Source organism: Streptomyces sp. NPDC090022, assembly GCF_044748145.1.
Lineage (GTDB): Bacteria > Actinomycetota > Actinomycetes > Streptomycetales > Streptomycetaceae > Streptomyces.
Map to the genome: position 1 here is coordinate 570,363 of NZ_JBIVFN010000001.1, position 22,113 is coordinate 592,475.

Sequence of the window (22,113 nt, forward strand, 5' to 3'; positions counted from 1 at the left end):
GTGCCCAGGACCCACCGCGTGCGGCCGGCGTGCGCCCAGGATCCGCCGGGCGCGGGGCCGGTGTGCGGCGTAGGACCCGCCGTGCGTGGCCGGTGTGCGGCGCGAGCCCGCCGGGCGCCGCCGGACCCGCCGGGCGCACGGCCGGTGTGCGCCCCGGACCTGCCGGGCGTGCCCCGGCCCGCCGCGTGTGGATCCGGAGCGGGGTGTGGAGGCGCCGGCGGTTCACAGATGGGCAAGCGACCGCTTAGTATGCCGGCGAGCGTGGTTCCTCGACGGCGGCTGGAGGCCCCGGATGCAGGCATGGCGAGTACATACCCACGGCGAGCCCCTGGAGGCCATGCGCCTCGACGAGGTTCCCGAACCCGAGCCCGGCGAGGGCGAGGTGAAGCTCAGGGTACTCGCGGCCAACGTCAACTTCCCCGACGCCCTGCTGTGCCGCGGCCAGTACCAGATCCGCCCCCCGCTGCCCTTCACCCCCGGCGTGGAGATCTGCGGCGAGACCGCCGACGGCCGCCGGGTGATCGCCAACCCGAGCCTGCCGCACGGCGGTTTCGCCGAGTACGTCACCGCCCCCGCGGCCGCCCTCCTCCCGGCCCCCGACTCCCTCGACGACGCGGCCGCGGCCGCTCTCCACATCGGCTACCAGACCGGCTGGTTCGGCCTGCACCGCCGGGCCCGGATCCAGCCCGGCGAGACCCTCCTCATCCACGCGGCCGCCGGCGGCGTCGGCAGCGCCGCCGTCCAGCTCGGCAAGGCCGCCGGAGCCACCGTCATCGGCGTCGTCGGCGGCAAGGCCAAGGCCCGTACCGCCGAGGAACTCGGCTGCGATCTCGTCGTCGACCGCACCACCGAGGACCTGGTCGCCCGGGTCAAGGAGTTCACCGGCGGCCGTGGCGCCGACGTCGTCTACGACCCGGTCGGCGGCGACGCCTTCACCGCCTCCGCCAAGTGCGTCGCCTTCGAGGGCCGGATCCTCGTCGTCGGTTTCGCGAGCGGCACCGTCCCCACCCCCGCCCTCAACCACGCCCTGGTGAAGAACTACGCCATCGTGGGCCTGCACTGGGGGCTGTACGCCGCCAGGGAACCGGCCGCCGTCCTCGCCTGCCACGCCGAACTCACCCGCCTCGCCGCCGAGGGTGCGATCGCCCCCCTCGTCAGCGAACGCGTCCCGCTCGCCGCGGCCGCCGACGCCGTCCAGCGCGTCGCCGACGGCACCACCACCGGCCGGCTGGTCGTCGTACCGACCGGAGCCGCCCGATGACCGCCGCCGGCCCGACGACCACCCCCGGCCCGGAGCCCACCGCCGACGAACTCCGCGCGCGCACCCGGCGGTTCCTCGCCGCCCACCCGCCCGCCGGCACCGACCGCGCCGCCTTCCTGCGGGCCCGTTTCGACGCGGGGCTGGCCTGGGTGCACTACCCCCAGGGCCTCGGCGGCCTCGGCGCGCCCCGCTCCCTCCAGGCCGTCGTCGACGCCGAACTCCAGGCCGCGGGCGCCCCCGACAACGACCCGCGCCGCATCGGCATCGGCCTGGGCATGGCGGCGCCGACGATCCTCGCGTACGGCACCGACGAGCAGAAGCGGCGCTTCCTGCCGCCCCTGTGGGCGGGGGAGGAGGTGTGGTGCCAGCTCTTCAGCGAACCCGGCGCCGGCTCCGACCTCGCGGCCCTCGGCACCCGGGCCGTCCGCGACGGTGACACCTGGGTGGTCGACGGCCAGAAGGTGTGGACCTCCAGCGCGCACACCGCCCGCTGGGGCATCCTCATCGCCCGCACCGACCCCGGCCTGCCCAAGCACCGCGGCATCACCTACTTCCTGTGCGACATGACCGACCCCGGCGTCGACGTCCGGCCGCTGCGCCAGATCACCGGCGAGGCCGAGTTCAACGAGGTCTTCCTCACCGGCGTCCGCATCCCCGACAGCCACCGCCTGGGCGCCGTCGGGCAGGGCTGGGAGGTCGCCCGCACCACGCTCATGAACGAACGCGTCTCCATCGGCGGCATGCGGCAGCCCCGCGAGGGCGGCATGATCGGCTCCGTCGCCGCCACCTGGCGCGGCCGCCCCGAGCTGCGCACCCACCACCTCCACGACCGGCTGCTGACCCTGTGGGTGGAGGCCGAAGTCGCGCGCCTCACCGCCGAACGGCTGCGCCAGCAGCTCGCGGCCGGCCAGCCCGGACCCGAGGGCTCGGGCATGAAGCTCACCTTCGCCCGCCTCAACCAGCAGATCAGCGCCCTGGAAGTGGAACTCCTCGGCCCCGAGGGCCTGTTGTACGAGGACTGGACCATGCGCCGCCCCGAACTGGTCGACTTCACCGGCCGCGACGCCGGCTACCGCTACCTGCGCGCCAAGGGCAACTCGATCGAGGGCGGCACGAGCGAAGTCCTCCTCAACATCGTCGCCGAACGCGTGCTCGGGCTGCCCTCCGAGCCGCGCGACGACAAGGACCTGCCCTGGAAGGACCTGGCCCGATGACCGACCTGCTCTACTCCGACACGGAGGACGAACTCCGCGCGGCGGTACGGTCCCTCCTCGCCGCCCGTGCCGGCCACTCCACCACCCTCGCCCGCGCCGAGGCCGGCGAGCCGCACGACTCCGCGCTGTGGCACACCCTGGCCGTGGACATCGGCACGGCCGGCCTCCTGGTCCCCGAGAAGCTCGGCGGCCAGGGCGCGACCCACCGCGAGGCGGCGGTGGTGATGGAGGAGCTGGGCCGGTCGGTCGCCGGGCTCCCGTACCTGACCAGCGCGGTCATCTCCACGGACGTCCTGATGGCGTGCGAGGGGCCGTCGGTGCCCGCCCTGCTGGCCGCGCTGTGCGCCGGGTCGGTCTGCGTGACCGCCCTGCCGCTGACCACGGCGCTGGCGGGCCCGCTCACCCCGGCCGTCCACGACGAGGGCGGCGGCGTCCTCACCGGCGCGGTCTCCTTCGTCGCCGACGCCATCGGCGCGGACACCTTCCTGGTCCTCGCCGACACCGGCCTGTACGCCGTCCCGGCCGCCGACGCCGCCGTCACCCCCCAGGTCCCGCTGGACCTCACCCGCCCCCTGGCCGAGGTACGGCTGACCGCGGCCCGCGGCGACCTGGTGGCACCCCCGCAGGCCGCCCGGGCGGCGCTGTCCGGCGCCCTGCTGACCGGCGCCGGCCTGCTCGCCTCCGAACAGGTGGGGCTCGCCGACCGGTGCCTCACGGACACCGTCGAACACCTGAAGGAGCGCCGCCAGTTCAACCGTCCCCTCGGCTCCTTCCAGGCCCTCAAGCACCGCCTGGCCCAGCTCTGGCTGGACGTGGCCTCCGCCCGCGCGGCGGCCCGCGCCGCCGCCGACGCCCTCGCCACCGGCGCCCCCGACGCACCCCTGACCGTCGCCGTGGCCCAGGCCTACTGCTCCACCGTGGCCGTCCGCGCCGCCGAGGAGTGCGTCCAGCTGCACGGCGGCATCGGCATGACCTGGGAACACCCGGCCCACCTCGCCCTCAAGCGCGCCAAGGCCGACTCGCTGGCCCTGGGCACGACGGGCCACCACCGCACCCTCGTCGCCGACCTGGCCGAACTCCCCGGCCCGCGGTCGTAACCCCCGGGCCGTGACCGCCCGGCCGTGACCGCCCACCCGGGACGGCCACGGCCGGGCGGCCGCAGCCGGTGACCTCCCCCTTTCCGCCTCCCCCTTCACGTCCTCTTCCATGTCCCCCGCCCGCACCGCGGAGCGCTCAGGTCCCTACCCTGGCCCCATGACGACCACCACCATCGAACGGCTCACCGCGGCCGGACTGCGCACGCGCCGTGACGAACTCGCGGTCCTGCTGCTGGACATCGTCGCCGACGGCGCCTCCCTCGGCTTCCTCGCGCGCCTCGACCACGCCGGCGCCGCCGCCTGGTGGGACGGGCTGCTGCCCGCCCTCGAGGACGGCACCCTCGCCCTGTGGGTCTCGCACACCGACGGCCGCATCGACGGCACCGTCAGCTGGAGCCGCGAGACCAAGCCCAACGGCCGCCACCGGGCCGAACTGCGCAAGCTCATGGTCCACCCCGCCGCCCGCGGCCGCGGGACCGCCCGGGCGCTGCTCGCCGAGGCGGAGGCGGCGGCCGCGCGCGCCGGGGTGCTGCTGCTGTTCCTGGACACCGAGACCGGCAGCGGCGCCGAGGGCGTCTACCGGGCCGCCGGCTGGACCGAGGCCGGTGTCATCCCCGACTACGCCGCCGACCCCCACGGCGTCCTGCACCCCACCACTTTGTTCTACAAGCAGGTGACCTCGCCCGCCGCACCGCGTTAGACCCCGTAGCCGCCGGCCCACCGAGCGAGGGAGTCCGCATGTACGCAGGCATCGCACCGCCCACCCGCCGCACGGTGCTGCGCACGGCCTTCACGGCGGCCGTCCTCGCCGGTACGGCCGCCGTCCTCGCCCCCGTGCTCCGCGCCCGCCGCCCCCGTCCGGTCACCGCCCCCGCCCCGCTGGCCGAGGAGACGTACCGCGGACGCCACATCCTCGTCGGCCGCGACGACGTGCGGATCGACGGGCGGGTCCTGCACGTCATGCGCCGCGCCGACGGCAGCTACCTCAGCGGCATCAACCACTTCGAGTCCTTCGCCACGCCGCTGGAGCTGGCCCGCGCCGCCGTCGACGAACTCGGAACCGCCCAACTCGCCGCGCACGCGGCCGCGTCCCACCGCGGCTGAGGCGGTCCGAGGCAGCAAGGAGATCCCCGCGTGTACACCCGGCAGAACCAGAAGAACCTGACCTCCGCCCAGAAGAAGCGGTTCGTGGCGGCCGTCCTGGAGCTCAAGCGCGACGGCACCTACGACACGTTCGTGCGCACCCACGACCGCTGGTTCGTGCCCGACCGCGACAGCAAGCTGCGCGTCGGTCACATGTCGCCGTCCTTCTTCCCCTGGCACCGGCGCTACCTCATGGAGTTCGAGAACAAGCTGCGGGCCCTGGATCCCGGCGTCTCCATCCCCTACTGGGACTGGACCACCGACTCCAGCCCCGTCTCGTCCCTGTGGGCCGAGGACTTCCTCGGCGGCACCGGCCGCGCGACCGACCGCAAGGTGATGACCGGCCCGTTCGCCCACGACACCGGCAACTGGACTGTACGCGTGGGGGTTTCCGAGGCGCCGTACCTCACCCGCAACCTCGGCCGCCCGAACAACCCGATCAAGCTGCCGACCGCGGCCGAGCTCCAGTGGGCCCTCGACGCCACGGTCTACGACGCCGATCCCTGGGACTCCACCGCCCCCGACGGCTTCCGCAACCGGCTGGAGGGCTGGGCCGCGCCGCGCACCGAGCGCTGGCGCAACCACAACAAGGTCCACCAGTGGATCGGCGGGCACATGACCGGCGGTACGGCCCCCAACGACCCGGCGTTCTGGCTGCACCACGCCTTCGTGGACCTGCTCTGGGACCGCTGGCAGGCCAAGCACCCCGGGGCCGGCTACCTGCCCGTGCGCCCGCTGCCCCTCGGTGACCTCCAGCGCGGCCGGGTGCTGGCCCTGGACGAGCCGATGCCGCCGTGGAACGTGACCCCCCGCGAACTCCTCGGCCACCAGGGCGTCTACCGATACGAACCCTGACCGCCGCCCGGCGCCACCCACACCCCGTACGGTGGCGTGCGGGCGGGGCGGGCGGCGGCACGGACAGCGAAGGGCCCCCGCCGTCCGGCGGGGGCCCTCGGCCGATCTCAGACGATCAGCGGTGCGGCACTCAGTGGCCGTAGCCGCCCTGGGTGTGGTGGTCGTTGTCACCCGACGCGTTCACGCAGGCGTTGCCGAACGCCGGGTTCAGCGCGGCGATCACGTTGACGGTGTTGCCGCAGAGGTTCACCGGGATGTGGACGGGGACCTGGATGAGGTTGCCCGAGGCGACACCGGGGGAGCCGACCGCCGCACCGTGCGCTCCGGCGTCGGCGGCGGCCATCCCGGCACCGGCGGCCAGGACACTGCCGGCGGCTGCGGTGACGGCGACGGCCTTCGCGATACGCGACATCAAGATCTCCTCGTGTGAAGGGGGCGCCGCACTGGCTGCGGCGTTTGACATGGCGTACAACGCGGCGGCGGCCCAGGGGTCACGGGCGTTGCGCCCACTCGGTGATGAGAACCATCACGCCGGGAACTCGACGGAACGGAACAGCTGTGCCACCGGCGCGCTGGCGCCCGGCGCCACCTCCGCCACCGGCGAGCCCGCGCACCCCCGGTCGCGGTACAGCCGTACCGCCTTCCGGGTGTGGTTGACCACCGCCCGCGACCCCCCGCCACCCATCTCCACCGTGTTCGCGCAGCCCGGCCGCTCCGGGATCGCGTGGACCCGGTCGTCCTGGCCCATGTACTGGAAATCCGCCCCGGCGGCCCGGGCTGTGCCCGCGACCGCGGTCAGGAGCAGGGCGGGAGCGACGGCGGCGAGCAGGGGACGGGGGATACGCATGGATGCCTCGCGCGGTGTAGGGGTGCAGGGGTGACAGGGGTGTATGCGTGCAGGAGGGTGCGGCTGTCCGGAGTACAACCGCATCCGCCCCCGCCCAGGTCACGCCTTGTCACCCGTGGGTGGCTGTGCGACCGTGCGCGCAGCCCCGTATAGATGGAGTGGCAGACGCGCGGCAGACAGGAGAACACGATGGGTGCAGCGGACGGCCGTCCCCGGGTGAGCACCGGGCACGGTGTGGTCGAGGGCCGGACCGAGGACGGCATCGCGGTCTTCCGCGGCATCCCGTACGCCGCCCCGCCCGTCGGCGCCCTCCGGTTCGCCGCGCCCGCGCCCCCCGAGGCCTGGGACGGCGTACGGGACGCGGGCGACTTCGGGCCCACCGCGCCCAAGAACCCCTACCCCGAGCCCTTCGCCGGGCTGCTGCCCGACCCCGACGTGCCCGGTGACGGCTGCCTGAACCTGAACGTCTGGACCCCGCGACCGGCGCCCGGGGCCGGGCTGCCGGTGATGGTGTGGATCCACGGCGGCGCCCTGACCCGGGGCTCCTCCGCCTGCCCCGTCTACGACGGAGCGGCCTTCGCCCGCGACGGCGTGGTCCTGGTCTCGGTCAACTACCGGCTCGGCGTCCTCGGCTACGGGCTCTTCCCCGACGCCCCCGCCAACCGGGGCCTCCTGGACCAGATCGCCGCCCTGGAGTGGGTGCGCGACAACATCACCGCCTTCGGCGGCGACCCGGCCCGCGTCACCGTCTTCGGCGAGTCCGCCGGAGCGATCAGCATCGGGTCGCTGCTCGCCGCCCCGCGGGCCGCGGGGCTCTTCGCGCGGGCCGTCCTGCAGAGCGGCGCCCCCGAGCTGCTGGCCCGCGACCGGGTACGGGCCATGGTCCGCCGGATGGCGTCCCTGCTGAAGGTCGAGGCGACCGCCCGCGCCTTCGCCGCCGTCGATCCGGCCACGCTGCTCGCCGCCCAGGGCGCGGTGCTGCGGCGCTCCGGGGCGCTGCTCGGCGGGGCGGCCTTCGGCCTGGTCGCCGATCCGGACACGGTTCCCGCCGATCCGCTCGACGCCCTCGTCGGGGGCAGGGTGTCGGCCGGGGTGCCCCTGCTGCTGGGCTGGACCACCGAGGAGTACCGGCTCTGGCTCGCCCCCACGGGAGCCCTGACGTGGCTGGACCGGCTCGGCCCGCTGGCGGGGACCCTGGCCCGGCTGCGCGCCGGCAAGGACCGGGCCGCCGTACGGGCCCTGCGCGCCGACCGGCCGGCCGCCGGGCCCGGGGACCTCGCCGGCCACCTGCTCACCGACGCGCTGCTGCGCGACCCGCTGCACCGGCTGGCCGCGGCCCGCCGCCCCGCGCCCGCCTACCTCTACGAGTTCGGCTGGCCCTCCGGGGTCCCCGGGCTCGGCGCCTGCCACGCCCTGGAGCTCGGCTTCGTCTTCGACACCCTGGCCGTCCCGGAGTCCGCCTGGCTGGCCGGGGACGGCGCCCCGCAGGCCCTGGCCGACGAGATGCACGCGGCCTGGGTGGCCTTCGCGGCCACCGGCAGCCCGGGCTGGGACCCCTACGACGGCGCGGGGGCGCCGAGACGGTTCGGCGGGCCGGCGCCGGCGGAGCCGGGCAGGGAGGAACCCGGCGGGGCGGGACGGACTAGTCCGACACGGGTCCTTCCATGACCTTGCTGATGAACTGGATCGGGCCCTCGCCCATGTTCGGCACGTAGGTCTTCGCGTTGTGCTGGCCGCCCTCGATCACCCGCAGGCTGGTGTGGACGGGGCCCTTGCCGTAGGTCGCGATGAACTTCTGCACGTCCGGGAGGGTCTTCTTGTTGCTCTCGTTCGTGCCGACCTGGAAGGCCAGGTAGACGTCCGGCCCCTTCTTGTCGATGAGCTGCTTGGCCAGCACCTCGGGGTTGTTCTCGGCCTTCTCCTTGTCGTGCCCCTTCCACAGCGGGGAGTCCGGGACGATGTCCGGGCCCGAGGCGATGACGGCCTTGAACTGGTCGGGGTGCTGCAGGACGGCCTTCAGGCCCGCGAACCCGCCGGTGGAGGAGCCCATGAAGGCCCAGCCGTCACGCGACTTGATCGTGCGGAAATTGGCCTTGGTGAAGTCCGGCACGTCTTCGGTCAGCCACGTGCCCATCTTGGGCTGTCCGGGGATGTCGGAGCCGTCCCAGTAGATTCCCTTGTCGTCGGGCTGGGGGTTGAGCACCGGCATGACCAGGATGAACGGCTTGCTCTTGCCCTCGTGGTACCACTTGCTGATGCTCGTCTGGAGGCCGAGGTCGGTGCCCATCCAGTAGTTGTTCGGGTAGCCGGCGCCGCCCGGCAGGGCGATCAACACGGGGAAGCCGCTCTTCGCGTACTTCGGGTCCTCGTACTCCTTGGGCGCCCAGACCCACACCTTGCCCGTGAAGCCGGACTTCTTGCCGGTCACCGTGGTGACGGCGACATGGGTGCCGTCGGGCAGCGTCATCGAGTTCTTGAAGTCCGCGGCCGGCCCGGTGGGCATCAAGATCTTGGAATGGGACGCCTGCTGGTTCCCGCCGGCCTGGCCGGCGCCCCCGTTCCCCTTGCCGAAGGAGACCGAGGACCCCTTGTCGGTGAACGGCGGTATCTCGAAGTACGTCATCACGCCGGCGGCTATGCCGCCCAGCGCCAGCACGCTCACGCCCGCGATGATCCAGCGGCGGGCCCGGGCGGGGCGGCGCGGCGCGCCCGCCTCGTGCTCACGCTGCTGGAGACCCTCGCGGTAGCCCTGCTGGTACCCCTCCTGGTAGCCCTGCTGGTACGCGGTCGGGCGCTGCCCGTCAGGTGAGTACGACATGTGCGGTGGTCTCCGGCTGGTGCTGCCCCGGTCGGGGCGGATGAACGCTTTTCCGTTCGAAGGATGAACGGGAGCTCGCCGCAGTTCCCCACTTTTCCTTCTCTTGGCACGGCCTTGGGACAACCGGGAGGGGCGGCCGTCCGCGCAGCTGTTTCCGTGCCGGGGTCTGGCCCTCTCGCGGGGCCGTCGGTAGGGTGCCGCACGCCGCAGCCCCACCCACTTACCGCGGGTGATCCCAGGCGGAGAAAGGTACCCAGGTACCCATGACCTTCCAGCGCCGCCTCCTGATCCTGGTCACCGCCGTCGTCCTGCTCGCCGGGGTGGGCGTGGCCGCCGTCGTCCGTGCCTCCTCCCGCGCGGCGGAGAAGGACCAGGCGCGGGCGGGCGGTCCCGTGGTCGAACGCGGCCGGGTGAGCCTGACCCCCGGCGACGGCGGGCGGCGCATCGTGTTCCGCAACATGGCCTGGGGCCCGCACCGCGACGAGCTCGCCACCGTGCCCGCCGACCGGCCCGACGGGCCGCGCACCGCCTCCGGGGTGAGCTGCCTGCGCTTCCACGCGGCGGCCGGCACCGGGGTCTGCCTCCAGGCGGGCGGGGGCGGCGTGCAGGACGCCTACCGGGCCGTGGTGCTCGACGCGGGCCTGAAGGAGGTCTCCGCCCGGGACCTGGCCGGCATCCCCACCCGGGCCCGGGTCTCGCCGGGCGGCCACCTCGCGGCCTGGACGGTGTTCGTCGGCGGGGACTCGTACGCCGGGACGGACTTCTCCACCCGGACCTCGGTCCTGGACCTGCGCACGGGCACCTTCGAGGCCTCGCTGGAGGACTTCGCGATCCGCCGGGACGGCCAGGAGTACAAGGCCGCCGACGTGAACTTCTGGGGGGTCACCTTCACCCCCGACGAGCGCGGCTTCTACGCCACCCTCGGCACCGGCGGCAAGACCTACCTCGTCCGCGGCGACCTCGCCGCCCGGACCGTGACCACCCTGCGCGAGAACGTGGAGTGCCCTTCCCTCTCGCCCGACGGCACCCGGATCGTCTTCAAGAAACGTGTCCCCGACCAGCCCGCCGAGAGCCCCTGGCGGCTGCACGCCCTGGACCTGGCCACCGGAGCCGAGACCCCGCTCGCCGAGCGGCGCAGCGTGGACGACCAGGTGGTGTGGACCGACGGCGCGACGGTCGCGTACGCGCTGCCGGGGGACTTCGGCGCCGACCTGTACGCCGTACCGGCGGACGGCACCGGCGCCCCGGCCCCGCTGCTGGCCTCCGCCCTGGCCCCCGCCCTCCTCGGCGCGACGCGCTGAGCAGAACCGGGGGCGGGGCGGGACGGGGCAGGGCGGGACGGGCAGCGGGACCGGGGACGGGGTGCGGCCCCGGCCCAGCAGGACCGTTACGCCGGGATCAGCGTCTTGCGCCGGCGCCGCGAGGAGGCCCGGGCGGACAGCCGCAGCTCGATGATCGAGCGCACCGCCGGCCACTCCTCGTCCAGGATCGAGTAGAAGGCCGTACTGCGCACCGCGCCGTCGAGCCCGCGCGAGTGGGCCCTGCGGACCCCTTCGCTGGTGAACCCCAGCCGCTCCATCGCGGCCCGGGAGCGGGTGTTGCGGGCATCCGCGCGCAGTGAGATGCGGCGCACGCCCCAGGTCTCGAAGGCGTGGCGGAGCATGAGCAGCTTCGCCTCGGTGTTGATCCCGGTGCCCTGGGCGCCGGGGGACAGCCAGGTGTTGCCGATCTCCGCCGCGTCCGGGACCGCCGTCAGCGGATCCCCGTACGGCACCCCGGGCACGGCGGGCCAGACCAGCGGACCCTGCCAGTAGTCGAGTTCCAGGAACCTGGTCGAACCGACCACGCGCCCGTCCTTGGCTCTGATGACCGCGAACGGAAGCGACCGGCCCGCCGCCTGATCGGCGAGGGCACGTTCGATGTACTCGTGTGACGCCTGCACCCCGTGGGGTACCGGGGTGAAGGCGTAAGTCGTACGATCCTCGGCCCCGGCCAGGGCCAGAGCCTCGGTGTGGTGGGGGGCGAGGGGCTCGAGCCGCACGGAGCGGCCGGCGAGGAGTACGGGTACGGGCACGGAGCCTTCGGTCCTTCTGGATGGTGGGGTGGTGGCACAGTGTGCGCTCCTGACGTCACCCCCCGCGCAAAACGCGAGTGAAAGGCAACGGGCGGTCAGGTGAACGCGCGAGTGGCTCAATGTAGCTCCTTACGGTCTTCTCATGAACCCCCTTGTGGGCAACGGCGCGACACTGTTTTTGGATGACCTTGGCGCGCGGGTCGGGCAGGTCGTTCCCATGGTTCACGGACACCCCTGCGAGCGCACCCCCTGAGAGGTCCAAACGGCCGCCCCGGAGGCCGCCGCGGCGCCCGTAACTGCCCTCTGACCTGCGGAAACACGGAGAAGCTACGGATCTTCCCGGAGGGCGCCCGGCCACGGCCGCGGCGGGCCCTCCACGGGGCCCGCGCGGCTGCGCCGTCCGGGGCGGGTACGCCGTACGGCCGCCGCGCTCTCGACGCGTTTTCGAGCGGGCCTTCGAGCGGGTCTTCGGGCGGGCCCGCGGGCACGCCGGGACCGGGCCCCGGACGTCGTCCGCGCGACCTGGAAGGCGGCCCGGACGCGGGCCTGGACAGCGGCCCGGAAGACGGCCCGGAGCGGCCGTCGGCCGGGCCGAGTGGCCCAGGTGGCGGGGCGCTGATTGGACCTGCCGGGCGGGCCAGCGCTTTGGTGTGATGGGCAGATGACATTACGTATCCTGCCCCCGCCCGGAGCCCCGCGCCGTCTGGCCGCCGCACAGCTGAGCAACTCCGTCGGTGACGGGGCCTACTACGTGTGTTCGGCCCTCTACTTCACCCGCGTGGTCGGTCTCTCGCCCGCCCAGATCGGCCTGGGCCTGACCCTCGCCTGGGCGGTCGGTTCGGTCGCCGGCGTCCCGCTGGGCGCCCTCGCCGACCGGCGCGGCCCCCGGGGCACCTCGGTGCTGCTGGCGCTGGCCACCGCCGCCTCCGTGGCCTCCTTCCTGTTCATCCGGTCCTTCGGGCCCTTCCTGCTCGCCGCCTGCCTCTACGCCACCGCCCAGTGCGGTCTGGCGGCCGCCCGGCAGGCCCTGCTGGCGGGGCTGGTCGCGCCCGGGCAGCGCACGGGCGTCCTGGCCCACCTGCAGTCGATGCTCAACGCCGGACTGGCCCTGGGCGCGGCCGTCGGCGGGCTCGCGCTGAGCGCCGGCACCGAGCGGGCCTACCTCGCGGTGTTCGTCATGGACGCGGTGAGTTTCCTGGCGTGCGCCGCCGTGCTGCTGCGGCTGCCCGCGGTGGCGCCGGTGGCCGTCCGGCGGGCCGGCGAGCCACGGCTGGCGGTCCTGCGGGACCGGCCGTACGCGGTGGTCACGCTGCTCAACGCGGTCCTGCTGCTGCGGATGCCGCTGCTGAGCCTGGCCATCCCGCTGTGGATCGTGGAGCGCACGCACGCCCCGGGCTGGCTGGTCTCGGCGCTGTTCGTCCTGAACACCGTCGCCGTCATGCTCTTCCAGGTGCGGATGGCCCGCCCCGTGAACGACCTCGGCACCGCCCGGACGGCCGTATGGCGCTCCGGGCTGGTCATGGCCGCCTCCTGCGTGGTCTTCGCGCTCTCGGCGCTGCCGGGCAGCGCCCCGCTCGCGGCCGCTGCGCTGGTGGTCGGCGCGGTGCTCCAGGTCGTCGCCGAGATGCGGCAGTCCGCCGGGTCCTGGCAGATCAGTTTCTCGCTGGCCCCGGCCGAGAAGATCGGCCAGTACCAGGGGTTCTTCGGCACCGGCGTGCCCATCGCCCGGACCCTGGGCCCGCTGCTGCTGACCTCGCTGCTCCTGCTGTGGGGCATCCCGGGCTGGCTGCTGCTGGCAGGGGTGCTGCTGGCCGCCTCCTGGGCGATGGGACCGGCCGTACGGTGGGCCGACCGCGCGGGCGCGGCCGGCGGCCGCGACGCCCGCGAGCGGACGGCCGTACGGGTGTCCTGAGGGCCGTGACCGGGGGACCCGTGCGGGACCGGAGGACCGTGCGGGACCGGGGGACCGTGCGGGACCGGGGGGCGGCCGGTTCAGCCGGACATCCGGTCCCGCCCCCGCTGGGCGGCCGCGGCCAGGAGTTCCGCGAGCCGCGGGTCGAGGAGGTCCGCCGGGGACTGGAGCTTGACGTGCCGGGCCTTCTTGCCCGTGCCGGCCAGCAGCGACCCCGCGTGGAGGGAGTCGGCCAGCTCCGCACCCTGGCTGAACATCAGGTTCACGTACCGATCGTGCAGCGCCAGACCCGCGACCAGCCCCTTGTACGTGCCGGGGGCGAACGTGAACCCGAGCAGCCGGGCGGAGGCGTCGACCTCCTCGGCGGCGTCCGGGATCGCCGCCCGCACCACCCGCCGTGCCTGCCGGGCCACCTCGGCGACCTCGGCCGGTACACCGGCGAGCAGGGCCTCCCAGTCTTCCGGCCCTTCTACCGTCATGATCCGGACCCTAGCCCGGACGCGCGCCGCGCGCCTGACATCATCCGCTCATGGATTGCCTGACGGACCTGGCGCGGCCGGCGGCCACCGGCCGGCTCGGGGTCCTCCCCGCCGGGGTGGGCCCGCACGACGTGGTGGCGGTACCGGGCGAACCGGACCGCGGCCTGCCGGACGACGGCGACGGGGCCTGACATGGAGACGATCCTGCGCCGACTGGCCGCCGTCGGAGCTTTCTTCGACCTCCCCGCCACCCCCGACCCGCCCGGCCCGGGATTCCGCCCGCTGACCGAGCTCTACGGCGACGGGCTCGCCGCGTACGTCGCGCACGTGGGCCGGCGGCTCGGCACCGACGACGCCCGGGTGGCCGCCTCGACCGCGCACCTCGGGCTGGCCTCGCGGCTCTGGTCGCCGGCGCTCGGCAGCGTGACGCTCGCCGGGCGGGTCCCCGACCTGGCCCCGGACCGGGTGCGGTGGCGGCTGCCGGAGGGCGGATCGCTCCAGCTGTGGCTGCCCCGGCCGCGGGCCCTGCCGGCGGGGGCGCTGGCCCGGACGGTGCTCGACGACAACCTGCACCAGCTGGACGAGGCGGTCCGCGCCAGGTTCGCGCTCTCGCCCCAGGTCCTGCGGGGCAACGCCGCCTCCGCCCTCGTCGGGGCGCTGCGGGTGCTGCTGGACCGGCTGCCGCGACCGCCGTACCCGCCGGTGCCGCTGGTCGCCGAACTGCTGGGCGGCGGCGGTGCGCTGGCCGGCACCGGAACGTTCGTGCACGAGGAGGGGCTGGGCGTGGCCTTCGTGCGCCACAGCTGCTGCCTCTACTACCGGGTGGACCCGGGCGGCGGCCTGTGCGGCGACTGCGTCCTGCGGACCCGGCCGCAGCGGGCCCGGCGGTAGGAGACGAAAGAGCCACCGGGGAGCGGGGGGTTCCGCTTCCCGGTGGCCCGTCACCCGGTCAGCCTCAGAAGGTGAGGTTCCAGGCGTCGATCTTGCCGGTGTCGGCGTTCGCGTTGTCGTTCACGCGCAGCTTCCAGGTGCCGTTCGCCACCTCCGAGGAGGCGTTCACGGTGAAGGTCTGCACGATGTTGTCGGTGCCGCTGCCGGTCCGGTTGTGCACGGTGTAGACGGTGCCGTCGGGGGCCACGAGGTCGACCTTGAGGTCACCGATGTAGGTGTGCTTGATGTCCACGCCGACCTTGAGGGCCGCCGGGGCGTTTCCGCTCACGCCGGTGACGGAGAGGGAACTCTCCACGGTGGCGTTGTCGTTGATGGCGACGTCGGTGGTGTTCTCGAAGTACTTGCCGGGCGGCGGGGTGGCGCCGACCGCCTTCAGGGCGTCGACCCGGCCCTCGCCGAAGAAGCTGTTGTTGGCGCTGGTGCCGGTGCAGCGGCCGTCCGAGGGGCAGGCCAGGTCGGTGGCCTGCTCGCCGAGCTTGGCGCGGATGTCCGCCGGGGTGTACGAGGGGTTGACGCTCGCCAGGAGCGCGGCCACACCGGCGACGTGCGGGGCGGCCATCGACGTACCGCTCAGCGAGGAGTACTTGCCGCCGGGGACGGTGCTGTAGACCGACTCGCCGGGCGCGGAGACCTCGATGACGTTCCGGCCGAAGTTGGAGAAGGAGGCCTTGGACGAGCCGTTGGTGCCGTTGGCGGCGACCGTGACCACGCCCGGGAGCTCGGCCGGGATGTCCAGGCAGTCGTTGGTGATGTTCCGCGTCACGGGGGTGGAGTCATTGGGCGAGGCGGTGTCGGTGGTCTTGTTCGCCAGGTCGTAGTTGGCGTTGCCGGCCGCGGCGACCTGGAGCGATCCCTTGCCCTCGGCGTACTTCTGGGCGCGGCCGACACCCTCGAGGATGGCGGCCTGGTCGAGGTCGCTGGGGCAGTTGAACTGCCACGGGTCGGTGTAGTAGCTGTTGTTGGTGACCTTGAAGCCGTGGTCACCGGCCCACACGAGGGCGCAGACGGTGTTCTCCGGGAAGAACAGCGTGGTGCCCGGCTCGGCGATGCGCACCGAGGAGATCTTCACGCCCGGCGCGACGCCGATGGCGCCCTTGCCGTTCTTCGCGGCCGCGACCGTGCCGGCCACGTGGGTGCCGTGCTGGTCCACGTCGCGCCAGGCCCCGGCCCGGGTGTCCGGCTTGCCGTAGGCGCAGGAGACCGAGTCGGCGGCGTTGAAGTTCGGCGCGAGGTCCTGGTGCTGGTCGTCCACACCGGTGTCCAGGATGCCGACCTTGACGGAGGCGGAACCGGTGGTGACGGCCCAGGCCTGGTCGGCCTTGATCTGGCTCATGTCGGAGCGCACCGGCTCGGTGGCCGGCGCCGCGGACTGGGCCGGGTTGCTCGGCAGCGCCGGGTTGTAGGCGTCGGCCGGCACATCCGAGGTACGGGTGGCGCCGACCTTCTGCACGCCGCTGACGCCGCGCATGGTGGTGGCGAAGGTGCTGGAGGTGGAGTGGGCCACGACGACGCCGATGGCGTCGAAGTACGAGAAGACCGAGCCGCCGTTGGCGGTGACGGCCGAGCGCACGGCCGAGGTGTCACCGGGAGCGGTGATCACGAGGTAGGAACGGGTGCCGGCGGCCCAGGTCGCACTCTGGGCAGCGGGGGCGGCGGCCGCCGGAGCGGCGGTCATCGCGGACGGGGCGGGAGAGAGGGGCCCGGTGCTCGCGAACGCGGCGGGAACCGCGAGGGCGAGTGCCGCACCGAGGGTGGCAGCCGTCACCAGGGCACGTCGGGGTCGGCCGGATATGTGGGGTATCAATGCGTCCTCCGATGGACCCGCCAGGTGCGGGTGGCACCTACCGGGTCGTACGAAACAAGTGGTGGACGCAAGATGTCAGACAGCGGCCCGGGGAGGGAAGTACCTTATCGCGCACCTGATTTCCGGGCCGCGTGGCTGAAAATCGCCCTTGCCGGCGGGTGGTTCGATACGCAGGGTGCGCCTGACGGACGATCAGCCGGTCCGGGTGTCCCGGTGTCCCGGTGTCCCGGTGTCCCGGTGTCCCGGTGTCCCGGCGTCCCGGCGTCATGGCTCCCGGCGTCCCGGCGTCCCCATGGGCCGGCGGGCCGGGCGCGGCGACGACGTACGGGCGCGCCCGGACGGCGACGCCGGCCGGGCGGGGCACCATGGGGGCGCGCCCTGCCCGGCCGGCTCGCGGTGCACCGAGGGGGAAGGGGATGGTGCACCGGCCCCCGCGCGGGCCGTTCGGGTCGGCCCGCCGCGCGGGGGAGCGGCGGGGTCAGGCCTTGACCGGGTCCTTGCCGTCCGCGGGCTGGACCGGCACCGCGCCCGGCGCGTCGGCGTCCGCCCCGGCGGGGCCGTGCCCGTCGCCGGAGTCGTCGGCGTGGCCGCCGTGGCCGTCGTCGAGCAGGGTCGTCTCGTCGAACGGCAGGCGCCCGGCCAGGACCTCGGCGGCGCGGTCCCGGTCGAACTCCTTCGTCCAGGTGCCCACCAGCACGGTCGCGACCGCGTTGCCCGCGAAGTTCGTCAGCGCGCGGGCCTCGCTCATGAACCGGTCGATGCCCACGATCAGGCCGACCCCGTCGACCAGCTCGGGCCGGTGCGACTGCAGACCGCCGGCCAGCGTGGCCAGACCGGCGCCCGTCACGCCCGCCGCGCCCTTCGACGCCACGATCATGAAGAGCAGCAGCGAGACCTGCTCGCCGATCGACAGCGGGTTGCCCATCGCCTCCGCGATGAACAGCGACGACATCGTCAGGTAGATCGCCGTGCCGTCCAGGTTGAAGGAGTACCCGGTCGGCACCGTGATGCCGACCACCGGCTTGGCGACACCCAGGTGCTCCATCTTCGCGATCAGCCGCGGCAGCGCCGACTCCGACGACGAGGTCGACAGGATCAGCAGGAACTCCCGGCCGAGGTAGCGCAGCAGCGTGAGGACGTTGATCCCCGTGCACACCCGCAGCAGCAGGCCCAGCACCACGAAGACGAACAGCAGGCACGTGACGTAGAAGCCGATCATGATGACCGCGAGCGACTTGAGCGCGTCGAGGCCGGTCGCCCCGACCACCGCCGCGATCGCCCCGAGCGCGCCCACCGGCGCCGCCCACATGATCATCGCGAGCACCCGGAAGACCAGCTTCTGCATGTGCCCGATGCCCCGCAGCACCGGCTCGCCGGCCCGCCCCATCGCCTGGAGCGCGAACCCGCACAGCAGCGCCACCAGCAGCGTCTGCAGCACCTCACCGCCGGTGAAGGCCGACACCAGCGTGGTCGGGATGATCCCGAGCAGGAACTCGGTGGTCGTCTCCGCCCCGCCCGTCTTGGCCTGCGCCTCGCCCGCGCTGCGCATCGCCTCCGTCAGGTGCAGCCCGCTGCCCGGCTCCAGCAGGTTGCCGACCAGCAGGCCGATCGCCAGCGCGACCGTCGACATGACCATGAAGTAGCCGAGCGCCAGGCCGCCCACCGCGCCGACCTTGGCGGCCTTGCGGACGGAGCCGACGCCCAGCACGATCGTGCAGAAGATCACCGGCGAGATCATCATCTTGATGAGGCTGACGAAGCCGGTCCCCAGAGGCTTCAGCTCGACGGCGAACTCCGGGGCCGCGAAGCCGATGGCGATGCCGAGCAGCACCGCGGCGATCACCGCGATGTACAGATAGTGGGTTGTGTCGCGCCTGGCAGCCACGGTGCCTCCTGGGTGGTGATGACGTTCCGGGAGACCATCCCCCACGCCTGTGACCCCGGTCACCCTTGCGTTCATTGAGTTCACACACCGGTGCACACTGAGCGCCATGCTCCGCTTCCCTCGTCCGCGCAGTCTCGCCGGCCAGCTCTTCGCCATGCAGGTGGTCCTGGTCGCGGTCGTGGTCGCCGGATGCGCGGTCTTCGCGTACGCGACCGCCCGCCGCCAGGCCGAGGAGGCGGCCCAGCGCCAGGCGGGTGCCGTCGCCCGGACGGTCGCCGACTCCCCGTCCGTCCGCGACGCCGCCGGTACCCCGCGCCCCTCCGAGGCGCTCCAGCCGTACGCCGAACGCGTCCGTCTGGACTCCGGCGTCGACTTCGTGACGATCATGGCTCCGGACGGGCGCCGCTGGACCCACCCCGACCCGCGCCGGATCGGCGAGCGCTACCTCGGCAACACCGCCCGCGCCCTGCGCGGCGAGACGTTCAGCGAGACCTACACCGGCACGCTCGGCCCCTCCATCCGCGTCGTGACCCCGCTGCACGAGAGCGACGGCCGCATCGTCGGGCTGGTCAGCGCCGGGATCACCGTGCGCGCCATCAGCGACCGGCTGGCCGGGCAGCTGGCCGCGCTGCTCTGGGTCGCCGCCGGCGCACTGGCCCTGGGCGGCATCGGCACGTACGTGGTCAACGCGCGGCTGCGCCGGCACACCCACGGGATGAACGCCGGCGAGCTCAGCCGGATGTACGACTACCACCAGGCCGCGCTGCACGCGGTGCGCGAGGGGCTCCTGATGCTCGACGGCCAGCGCCGCATCACCTTGATCAACGACGCCGGCCGCGAGCTGCTCGGCCTGCCGGCCGGCGAGGTACGCGGCAAGGGCGTCGCCGACCTCGGTCTGCCGGCCCCGCTGACCGGCGCCCTGCTCGCCGACCGGCCCCGGGTCGACGAGGTGCACCTGACCGCCGACCGCGTCGTGGTCGTCAACAGCTCACCCGTGGCGGGCGGTGGCCGCCGCGGCACGGTGGTCACCCTGCGCGACCACACCGACCTCCAGGCGCTGACCGGTGAGCTGGACCACGAGCGCGGCTTCACGCAGGCGCTGCGCTCCCAGGCCCACGAGGCGGCCAACCGGCTGCACACGGTGGTCTCGCTCATCGAACTGGGCCGGGCGCAGGAGGCCGTGGACTTCGCCACCGCCGAACTGGAGCTCGCCCAGGCCCTGGCCGACCAGGTGGTGGCCGCCGTGGGCGAGCCGGTGCTCGCGGCGCTGCTGCTCGGCAAGGCCGCCCAGGCCCACGAGCGCGGCGTCGAGCTGGTGGTCAGCCCCGACAGCCGTGGTCTCGACGCCGGCCGCGGCAGCACCCCGCCGGCGCGGGACCTGGTCACCGTGCTCGGCAACCTCATCGACAACGCCGTGGACGCCCTCACGGGCGTGCGGGGCGCGCGGATCACGGTGACGGCCCGGCCCGACGGGCCGGACCTGCTGCTCAAGGTCGCCGACAACGGGCCTGGGCTGCCGGCCGGCGCCGACGTGTTCCTGCGCGGCTGGTCCGGCAAGGGCGAGGGGCGGGGGCTGGGCCTCGCGCTCGTGCGCCAGGCCGCCCACCGGCACGGGGGCAGCGTCCACGCGGGCGACGCGCCCGGCGGGGGCGCCGAGTTCACCGTACGGCTGCCGCTGCGGAGCGAGGGGGGCGCATGAGCGCCGACGGCGCCGAGGTGCGCGTCCTGGTCGTCGAGGACGACCCCGTCGCCGCCGACGCGCACGCCCTGTACGTCGGCCGGGTGCCCGGCTTCACCGCCGTCGCCGCCGTCCACTCCCTCGCCGAGGCCACCCGCGTCCTGGACCGGACCCGGGTCGACCTGCTGCTCCTGGACCTCGGCCTGCCCGACGGGAACGGGCTGCGCTTCGCCCGCGGCCTGCGGGCAGCCGGCCACCCCGTCGACGTGATCGTGGTGACCTCGGCACGCGACCTCGCGGTCGTCCGCGAGAGCGTCTCGCTCGGCGTCGTGCAGTACGTGCTGAAGCCGTTCGCCTTCCCCACCCTGCGCGAACGGCTGCTGCGGTACGCCGACTTCCGGGCGACCGCGGGGGAGGCGGTGGGCCAGGACGACGTGGACCGGGCGCTGGCCGCCCTGCGCCCGCCCCGCCCCGCCGAACTCCCCAAGGGGCTCAGCGCCCCCACCCTCGACCGGGTCGCCGCCCTGCTGCGGTCGGCGCCGGAGGGGCTGACGGCGGCGGGGGCGGCCGAGGCGGCCGGGATCTCGCGGATCACCGCCCGCCGCTACCTGGAGCATCTGGTGGACACCGGCCGCGCGGACCGGACCCCCCGGTACGGCCAGGTCGGCCGCCCCGAACTGCACTACCGCTGGCTGGCGGCGGCCGGTTCGGCGTCGAACGTGTAGTACTTCCGGTGGTCCAGCATGTCGGCCGGGGTCACGTCGTTCCACGGCCGCATCACGTCGTGCAGGTCCACCACGTCCGGGGTGCCCGCCGCCGGCAGGTACGTCGCCTGCGGGTGGCGCGCCTGCCAGTCGGCCCACAGCTTGTCGACGTAGGCGTGGTGCATCCAGAACACCGGGTCGTTGGGGGAGACGCCGGTGGCCATCTGCCCGCCGACCCACACGTGCACCCGGTTGTGCAGGTTGGCCCCGCGCCAGCCCTCCAGGTGGTTGCGGAAACCGCCCGAGGAGCTGTTCCACGGCGCCATGTCGTAGACGGGCATGGCGAGCACCGCGTCCACCTCGGCCTTCGTCGGCAGCTGCGCGACGCCCGCGCCCAGCGCCCGGCGCAGGTAGGCGCGTCCGTCCACCCGTACGCCGACGTTCCACTTGCCCGTCGCGTACGCGAACTGCCCGTCCATCACCTGTCCGTCGCGGGCGCGCCCGGTGCCGCCGAGGAAGTCGGCGGCCCAGAGGGAGGAGCGGGGGGTGCGGTCCGCCGTCCAGTCCCAGTAGGGCAGGGCGACCTTCTGATCCACTTTCTGCAGCTCCTGCTCGAACTCGATCAGGAAACGCCGGTGCCAGGGGAGGAACGAGGGGGAGCGGTGGCCGACCCGCTCGCCGGAGTCGGTGTCGCCCATGATGAAGCCGTTGTGCGTGGTGACGAACCGGTCGTAGACGCCGGTGCGCTTGAGCTCCAGCAGCGCCGCGGTGAAGGCGCGCTTCTCCTCGGCGGTCAGCTGCGCCTGGTTCTTGCGTACGGTCATGCCGCACCGCCGAACGGGAGCAGCGTGGCGCCCTGGAGCTCACGGACCGCGGCGCGGGCGAGCGCGGGCAGGTCCGGGTAGGTCTCGTAGTGGTTCACCACACTGATCCAGCTGCCGTCGGCGTTGCGCATCACGTGCAGTTCGCGGCCGTCGATGCGGACGGTGGGCGAACCGGGGCCGTGGTGACCGCCGTGCTGCCCTCCGTGGTGGCCACCGCCGCCGGCGGCGGGGCTGATCTGGATCCGGCGGCCCTGGTAGACCTCGTCGAGAGAGCCGGTGCCGGGGCCGGTGGATATGGGGGCCGGGGTGGTGGCGGCACTGGCGACGACGGTCCCGGTGATACCGAGGGCGGTGACGGCGCCGACACCGGCGCCCAGCGCCCGTCGGCGAGTGATCTTGTTCATGGCGGAAGAGGTATCAGGGCGGTGCCGACCGGCGACCGCTATCCGGACATCTCTGGATATGTTTCCCCTAGAACAAGTTTGCTGATCTTCCCGTCCGGACCGGCTCCAGTGGCCCGGACGGGAAGATCTTTCGCCGTAAGCCTACGTGACCGGAGAATCTTCG

Annotated in this window: 22 protein-coding genes; 13 read left to right on the plus strand and 9 right to left on the minus strand. The window is 74.0% G+C overall.

Features of this window, described 5'->3' with window-relative positions:
• The first annotated feature begins 292 nt into the window (after positions 1 to 292).
• The 6 genes from ACIPXB_RS02545 (at position 293) to ACIPXB_RS02570 (ending at position 5,570) form a co-directional block, all read left to right on the plus strand.
• Complete coding sequence (locus ACIPXB_RS02545) at positions 293 to 1,261, plus strand: NADPH:quinone oxidoreductase family protein (RefSeq protein ID WP_401443514.1); 969 nt, start codon at positions 293 to 295, stop codon at positions 1,259 to 1,261.
• Positions 1,258 to 2,475, plus strand: coding sequence for an acyl-CoA dehydrogenase family protein (locus ACIPXB_RS02550; RefSeq protein WP_401443517.1), 1,218 nt, complete (start codon positions 1,258 to 1,260; stop codon positions 2,473 to 2,475). Before ACIPXB_RS02545 ends, ACIPXB_RS02550 begins: the two co-directional genes overlap by 4 nt.
• Positions 2,472 to 3,572, plus strand: a complete 1,101-nt coding sequence (locus ACIPXB_RS02555; RefSeq protein WP_401443520.1) for an acyl-CoA dehydrogenase family protein — start codon at positions 2,472 to 2,474, stop codon at positions 3,570 to 3,572. The genes ACIPXB_RS02550 and ACIPXB_RS02555 overlap by 4 nt, the downstream gene beginning before the upstream one ends.
• 157 nt (positions 3,573 to 3,729) lie before the next feature.
• Positions 3,730 to 4,272: a GNAT family N-acetyltransferase gene (locus ACIPXB_RS02560; protein ID WP_401443522.1), complete on the plus strand. Its 543-nt coding sequence runs from the start codon at positions 3,730 to 3,732 to the stop codon at positions 4,270 to 4,272.
• A gap of 38 nt (positions 4,273 to 4,310) precedes the next feature.
• Positions 4,311 to 4,676, plus strand: a complete 366-nt coding sequence (locus ACIPXB_RS02565; RefSeq protein WP_401443524.1) for a tyrosinase family oxidase copper chaperone — start codon at positions 4,311 to 4,313, stop codon at positions 4,674 to 4,676.
• Between the two features lie 30 nt (positions 4,677 to 4,706).
• On the plus strand, positions 4,707 to 5,570 hold the full coding sequence (locus ACIPXB_RS02570) for a tyrosinase family protein (protein WP_401443527.1): 864 nt from the start codon (positions 4,707 to 4,709) through the stop codon (positions 5,568 to 5,570).
• A 130-nt stretch (positions 5,571 to 5,700) separates the two neighbouring features.
• On the opposite strand, the gene ACIPXB_RS02575 is transcribed toward ACIPXB_RS02570, so the two are convergent.
• On the minus strand, positions 5,701 to 5,982 hold the full coding sequence (locus ACIPXB_RS02575) for a chaplin (RefSeq protein WP_401443529.1): 282 nt from the start codon (positions 5,980 to 5,982) through the stop codon (positions 5,701 to 5,703).
• Between the two features lie 114 nt (positions 5,983 to 6,096).
• Positions 6,097 to 6,417 (minus strand): hypothetical protein, encoded by a 321-nt coding sequence (locus ACIPXB_RS02580; RefSeq protein WP_401443532.1) that lies wholly within the window; start codon positions 6,415 to 6,417, stop codon positions 6,097 to 6,099.
• Positions 6,418 to 6,606: 189 nt separating this feature from the next.
• Between ACIPXB_RS02580 and ACIPXB_RS02585 the strand changes: the two genes are divergently transcribed.
• On the plus strand, positions 6,607 to 8,085 hold the full coding sequence (locus ACIPXB_RS02585) for a carboxylesterase/lipase family protein (RefSeq protein ID WP_401443535.1): 1,479 nt from the start codon (positions 6,607 to 6,609) through the stop codon (positions 8,083 to 8,085).
• Here ACIPXB_RS02585 and ACIPXB_RS02590 read toward each other — a convergent pair.
• Positions 8,060 to 9,235, minus strand: a complete 1,176-nt coding sequence (locus ACIPXB_RS02590; RefSeq protein ID WP_401443537.1) for an alpha/beta hydrolase — start codon at positions 9,233 to 9,235, stop codon at positions 8,060 to 8,062. The two genes, ACIPXB_RS02585 and ACIPXB_RS02590, sit on opposite strands and share 26 nt — an antisense overlap.
• 263 nt (positions 9,236 to 9,498) lie before the next feature.
• Between ACIPXB_RS02590 and ACIPXB_RS02595 the strand changes: the two genes are divergently transcribed.
• Positions 9,499 to 10,536 (plus strand): TolB family protein, encoded by a 1,038-nt coding sequence (locus ACIPXB_RS02595; RefSeq protein ID WP_401443539.1) that lies wholly within the window; start codon positions 9,499 to 9,501, stop codon positions 10,534 to 10,536.
• Between the two features lie 86 nt (positions 10,537 to 10,622).
• On the opposite strand, the gene ACIPXB_RS02600 is transcribed toward ACIPXB_RS02595, so the two are convergent.
• A complete protein-coding gene (locus ACIPXB_RS02600; protein WP_401443542.1) occupies positions 10,623 to 11,309 on the minus strand; it encodes a GNAT family N-acetyltransferase in 687 nt (228 codons plus the stop codon).
• A 661-nt stretch (positions 11,310 to 11,970) separates the two neighbouring features.
• On the opposite strand from ACIPXB_RS02600, the gene ACIPXB_RS02605 reads away from it, so the two are divergent.
• Positions 11,971 to 13,221, plus strand: a complete 1,251-nt coding sequence (locus ACIPXB_RS02605; protein ID WP_401443544.1) for an MFS transporter — start codon at positions 11,971 to 11,973, stop codon at positions 13,219 to 13,221.
• A gap of 80 nt (positions 13,222 to 13,301) precedes the next feature.
• Here the strand turns inward: ACIPXB_RS02605 and ACIPXB_RS02610 are convergent, their stop codons facing one another.
• Positions 13,302 to 13,700: a hypothetical protein gene (locus ACIPXB_RS02610; RefSeq protein ID WP_401443546.1), complete on the minus strand. Its 399-nt coding sequence runs from the start codon at positions 13,698 to 13,700 to the stop codon at positions 13,302 to 13,304.
• A 50-nt stretch (positions 13,701 to 13,750) separates the two neighbouring features.
• Between ACIPXB_RS02610 and ACIPXB_RS02615 the strand changes: the two genes are divergently transcribed.
• Positions 13,751 to 13,891 carry a hypothetical protein gene (locus ACIPXB_RS02615; protein WP_401443548.1) on the plus strand — a complete coding sequence of 47 codons (141 nt, stop codon included), beginning with the start codon at positions 13,751 to 13,753 and terminating at the stop codon, positions 13,889 to 13,891.
• Between the two features lies 1 nt (position 13,892).
• Positions 13,893 to 14,591 carry a (2Fe-2S)-binding protein gene (locus tag ACIPXB_RS02620; RefSeq protein WP_401443550.1) on the plus strand — a complete coding sequence of 233 codons (699 nt, stop codon included), beginning with the start codon at positions 13,893 to 13,895 and terminating at the stop codon, positions 14,589 to 14,591.
• Between the two features lie 64 nt (positions 14,592 to 14,655).
• On the opposite strand, the gene ACIPXB_RS02625 is transcribed toward ACIPXB_RS02620, so the two are convergent.
• Entirely contained in the window at positions 14,656 to 16,416 is a 1,761-nt protein-coding gene (locus ACIPXB_RS02625; protein WP_401443553.1) for a S8 family peptidase, read from the minus strand.
• Between the two features lie 517 nt (positions 16,417 to 16,933).
• Positions 16,934 to 18,340 carry a cation:dicarboxylate symporter family transporter gene (locus ACIPXB_RS02630; protein WP_401443555.1) on the minus strand — a complete coding sequence of 469 codons (1,407 nt, stop codon included), beginning with the start codon at positions 18,338 to 18,340 and terminating at the stop codon, positions 16,934 to 16,936.
• A 106-nt stretch (positions 18,341 to 18,446) separates the two neighbouring features.
• Here ACIPXB_RS02630 and ACIPXB_RS02635 point away from each other — a divergent pair, with 106 nt between their 5' ends.
• Both ACIPXB_RS02635 and ACIPXB_RS02640 read left to right on the plus strand, forming a co-directional pair.
• The gene (locus ACIPXB_RS02635; RefSeq protein WP_401443558.1) at positions 18,447 to 20,039 is read left to right on the plus strand and encodes an ATP-binding protein; all 1,593 of its coding nucleotides are present in this window, start codon (positions 18,447 to 18,449) and stop codon (positions 20,037 to 20,039) included.
• On the plus strand, positions 20,036 to 20,743 hold the full coding sequence (locus ACIPXB_RS02640; RefSeq protein WP_401443560.1) for a response regulator: 708 nt from the start codon (positions 20,036 to 20,038) through the stop codon (positions 20,741 to 20,743). Before ACIPXB_RS02635 ends, ACIPXB_RS02640 begins: the two co-directional genes overlap by 4 nt.
• Here the strand turns inward: ACIPXB_RS02640 and ACIPXB_RS02645 are convergent.
• A complete protein-coding gene (locus ACIPXB_RS02645; RefSeq protein WP_401443563.1) occupies positions 20,701 to 21,546 on the minus strand; it encodes a tyrosinase family protein in 846 nt (281 codons plus the stop codon). The two genes, ACIPXB_RS02640 and ACIPXB_RS02645, sit on opposite strands and share 43 nt — an antisense overlap.
• Entirely contained in the window at positions 21,543 to 21,950 is a 408-nt protein-coding gene (locus tag ACIPXB_RS02650) for a tyrosinase cofactor (protein WP_401443565.1), read from the minus strand. Before ACIPXB_RS02650 ends, ACIPXB_RS02645 begins: the two co-directional genes overlap by 4 nt.
• Positions 21,951 to 22,113: the final 163 nt, after the last annotated feature.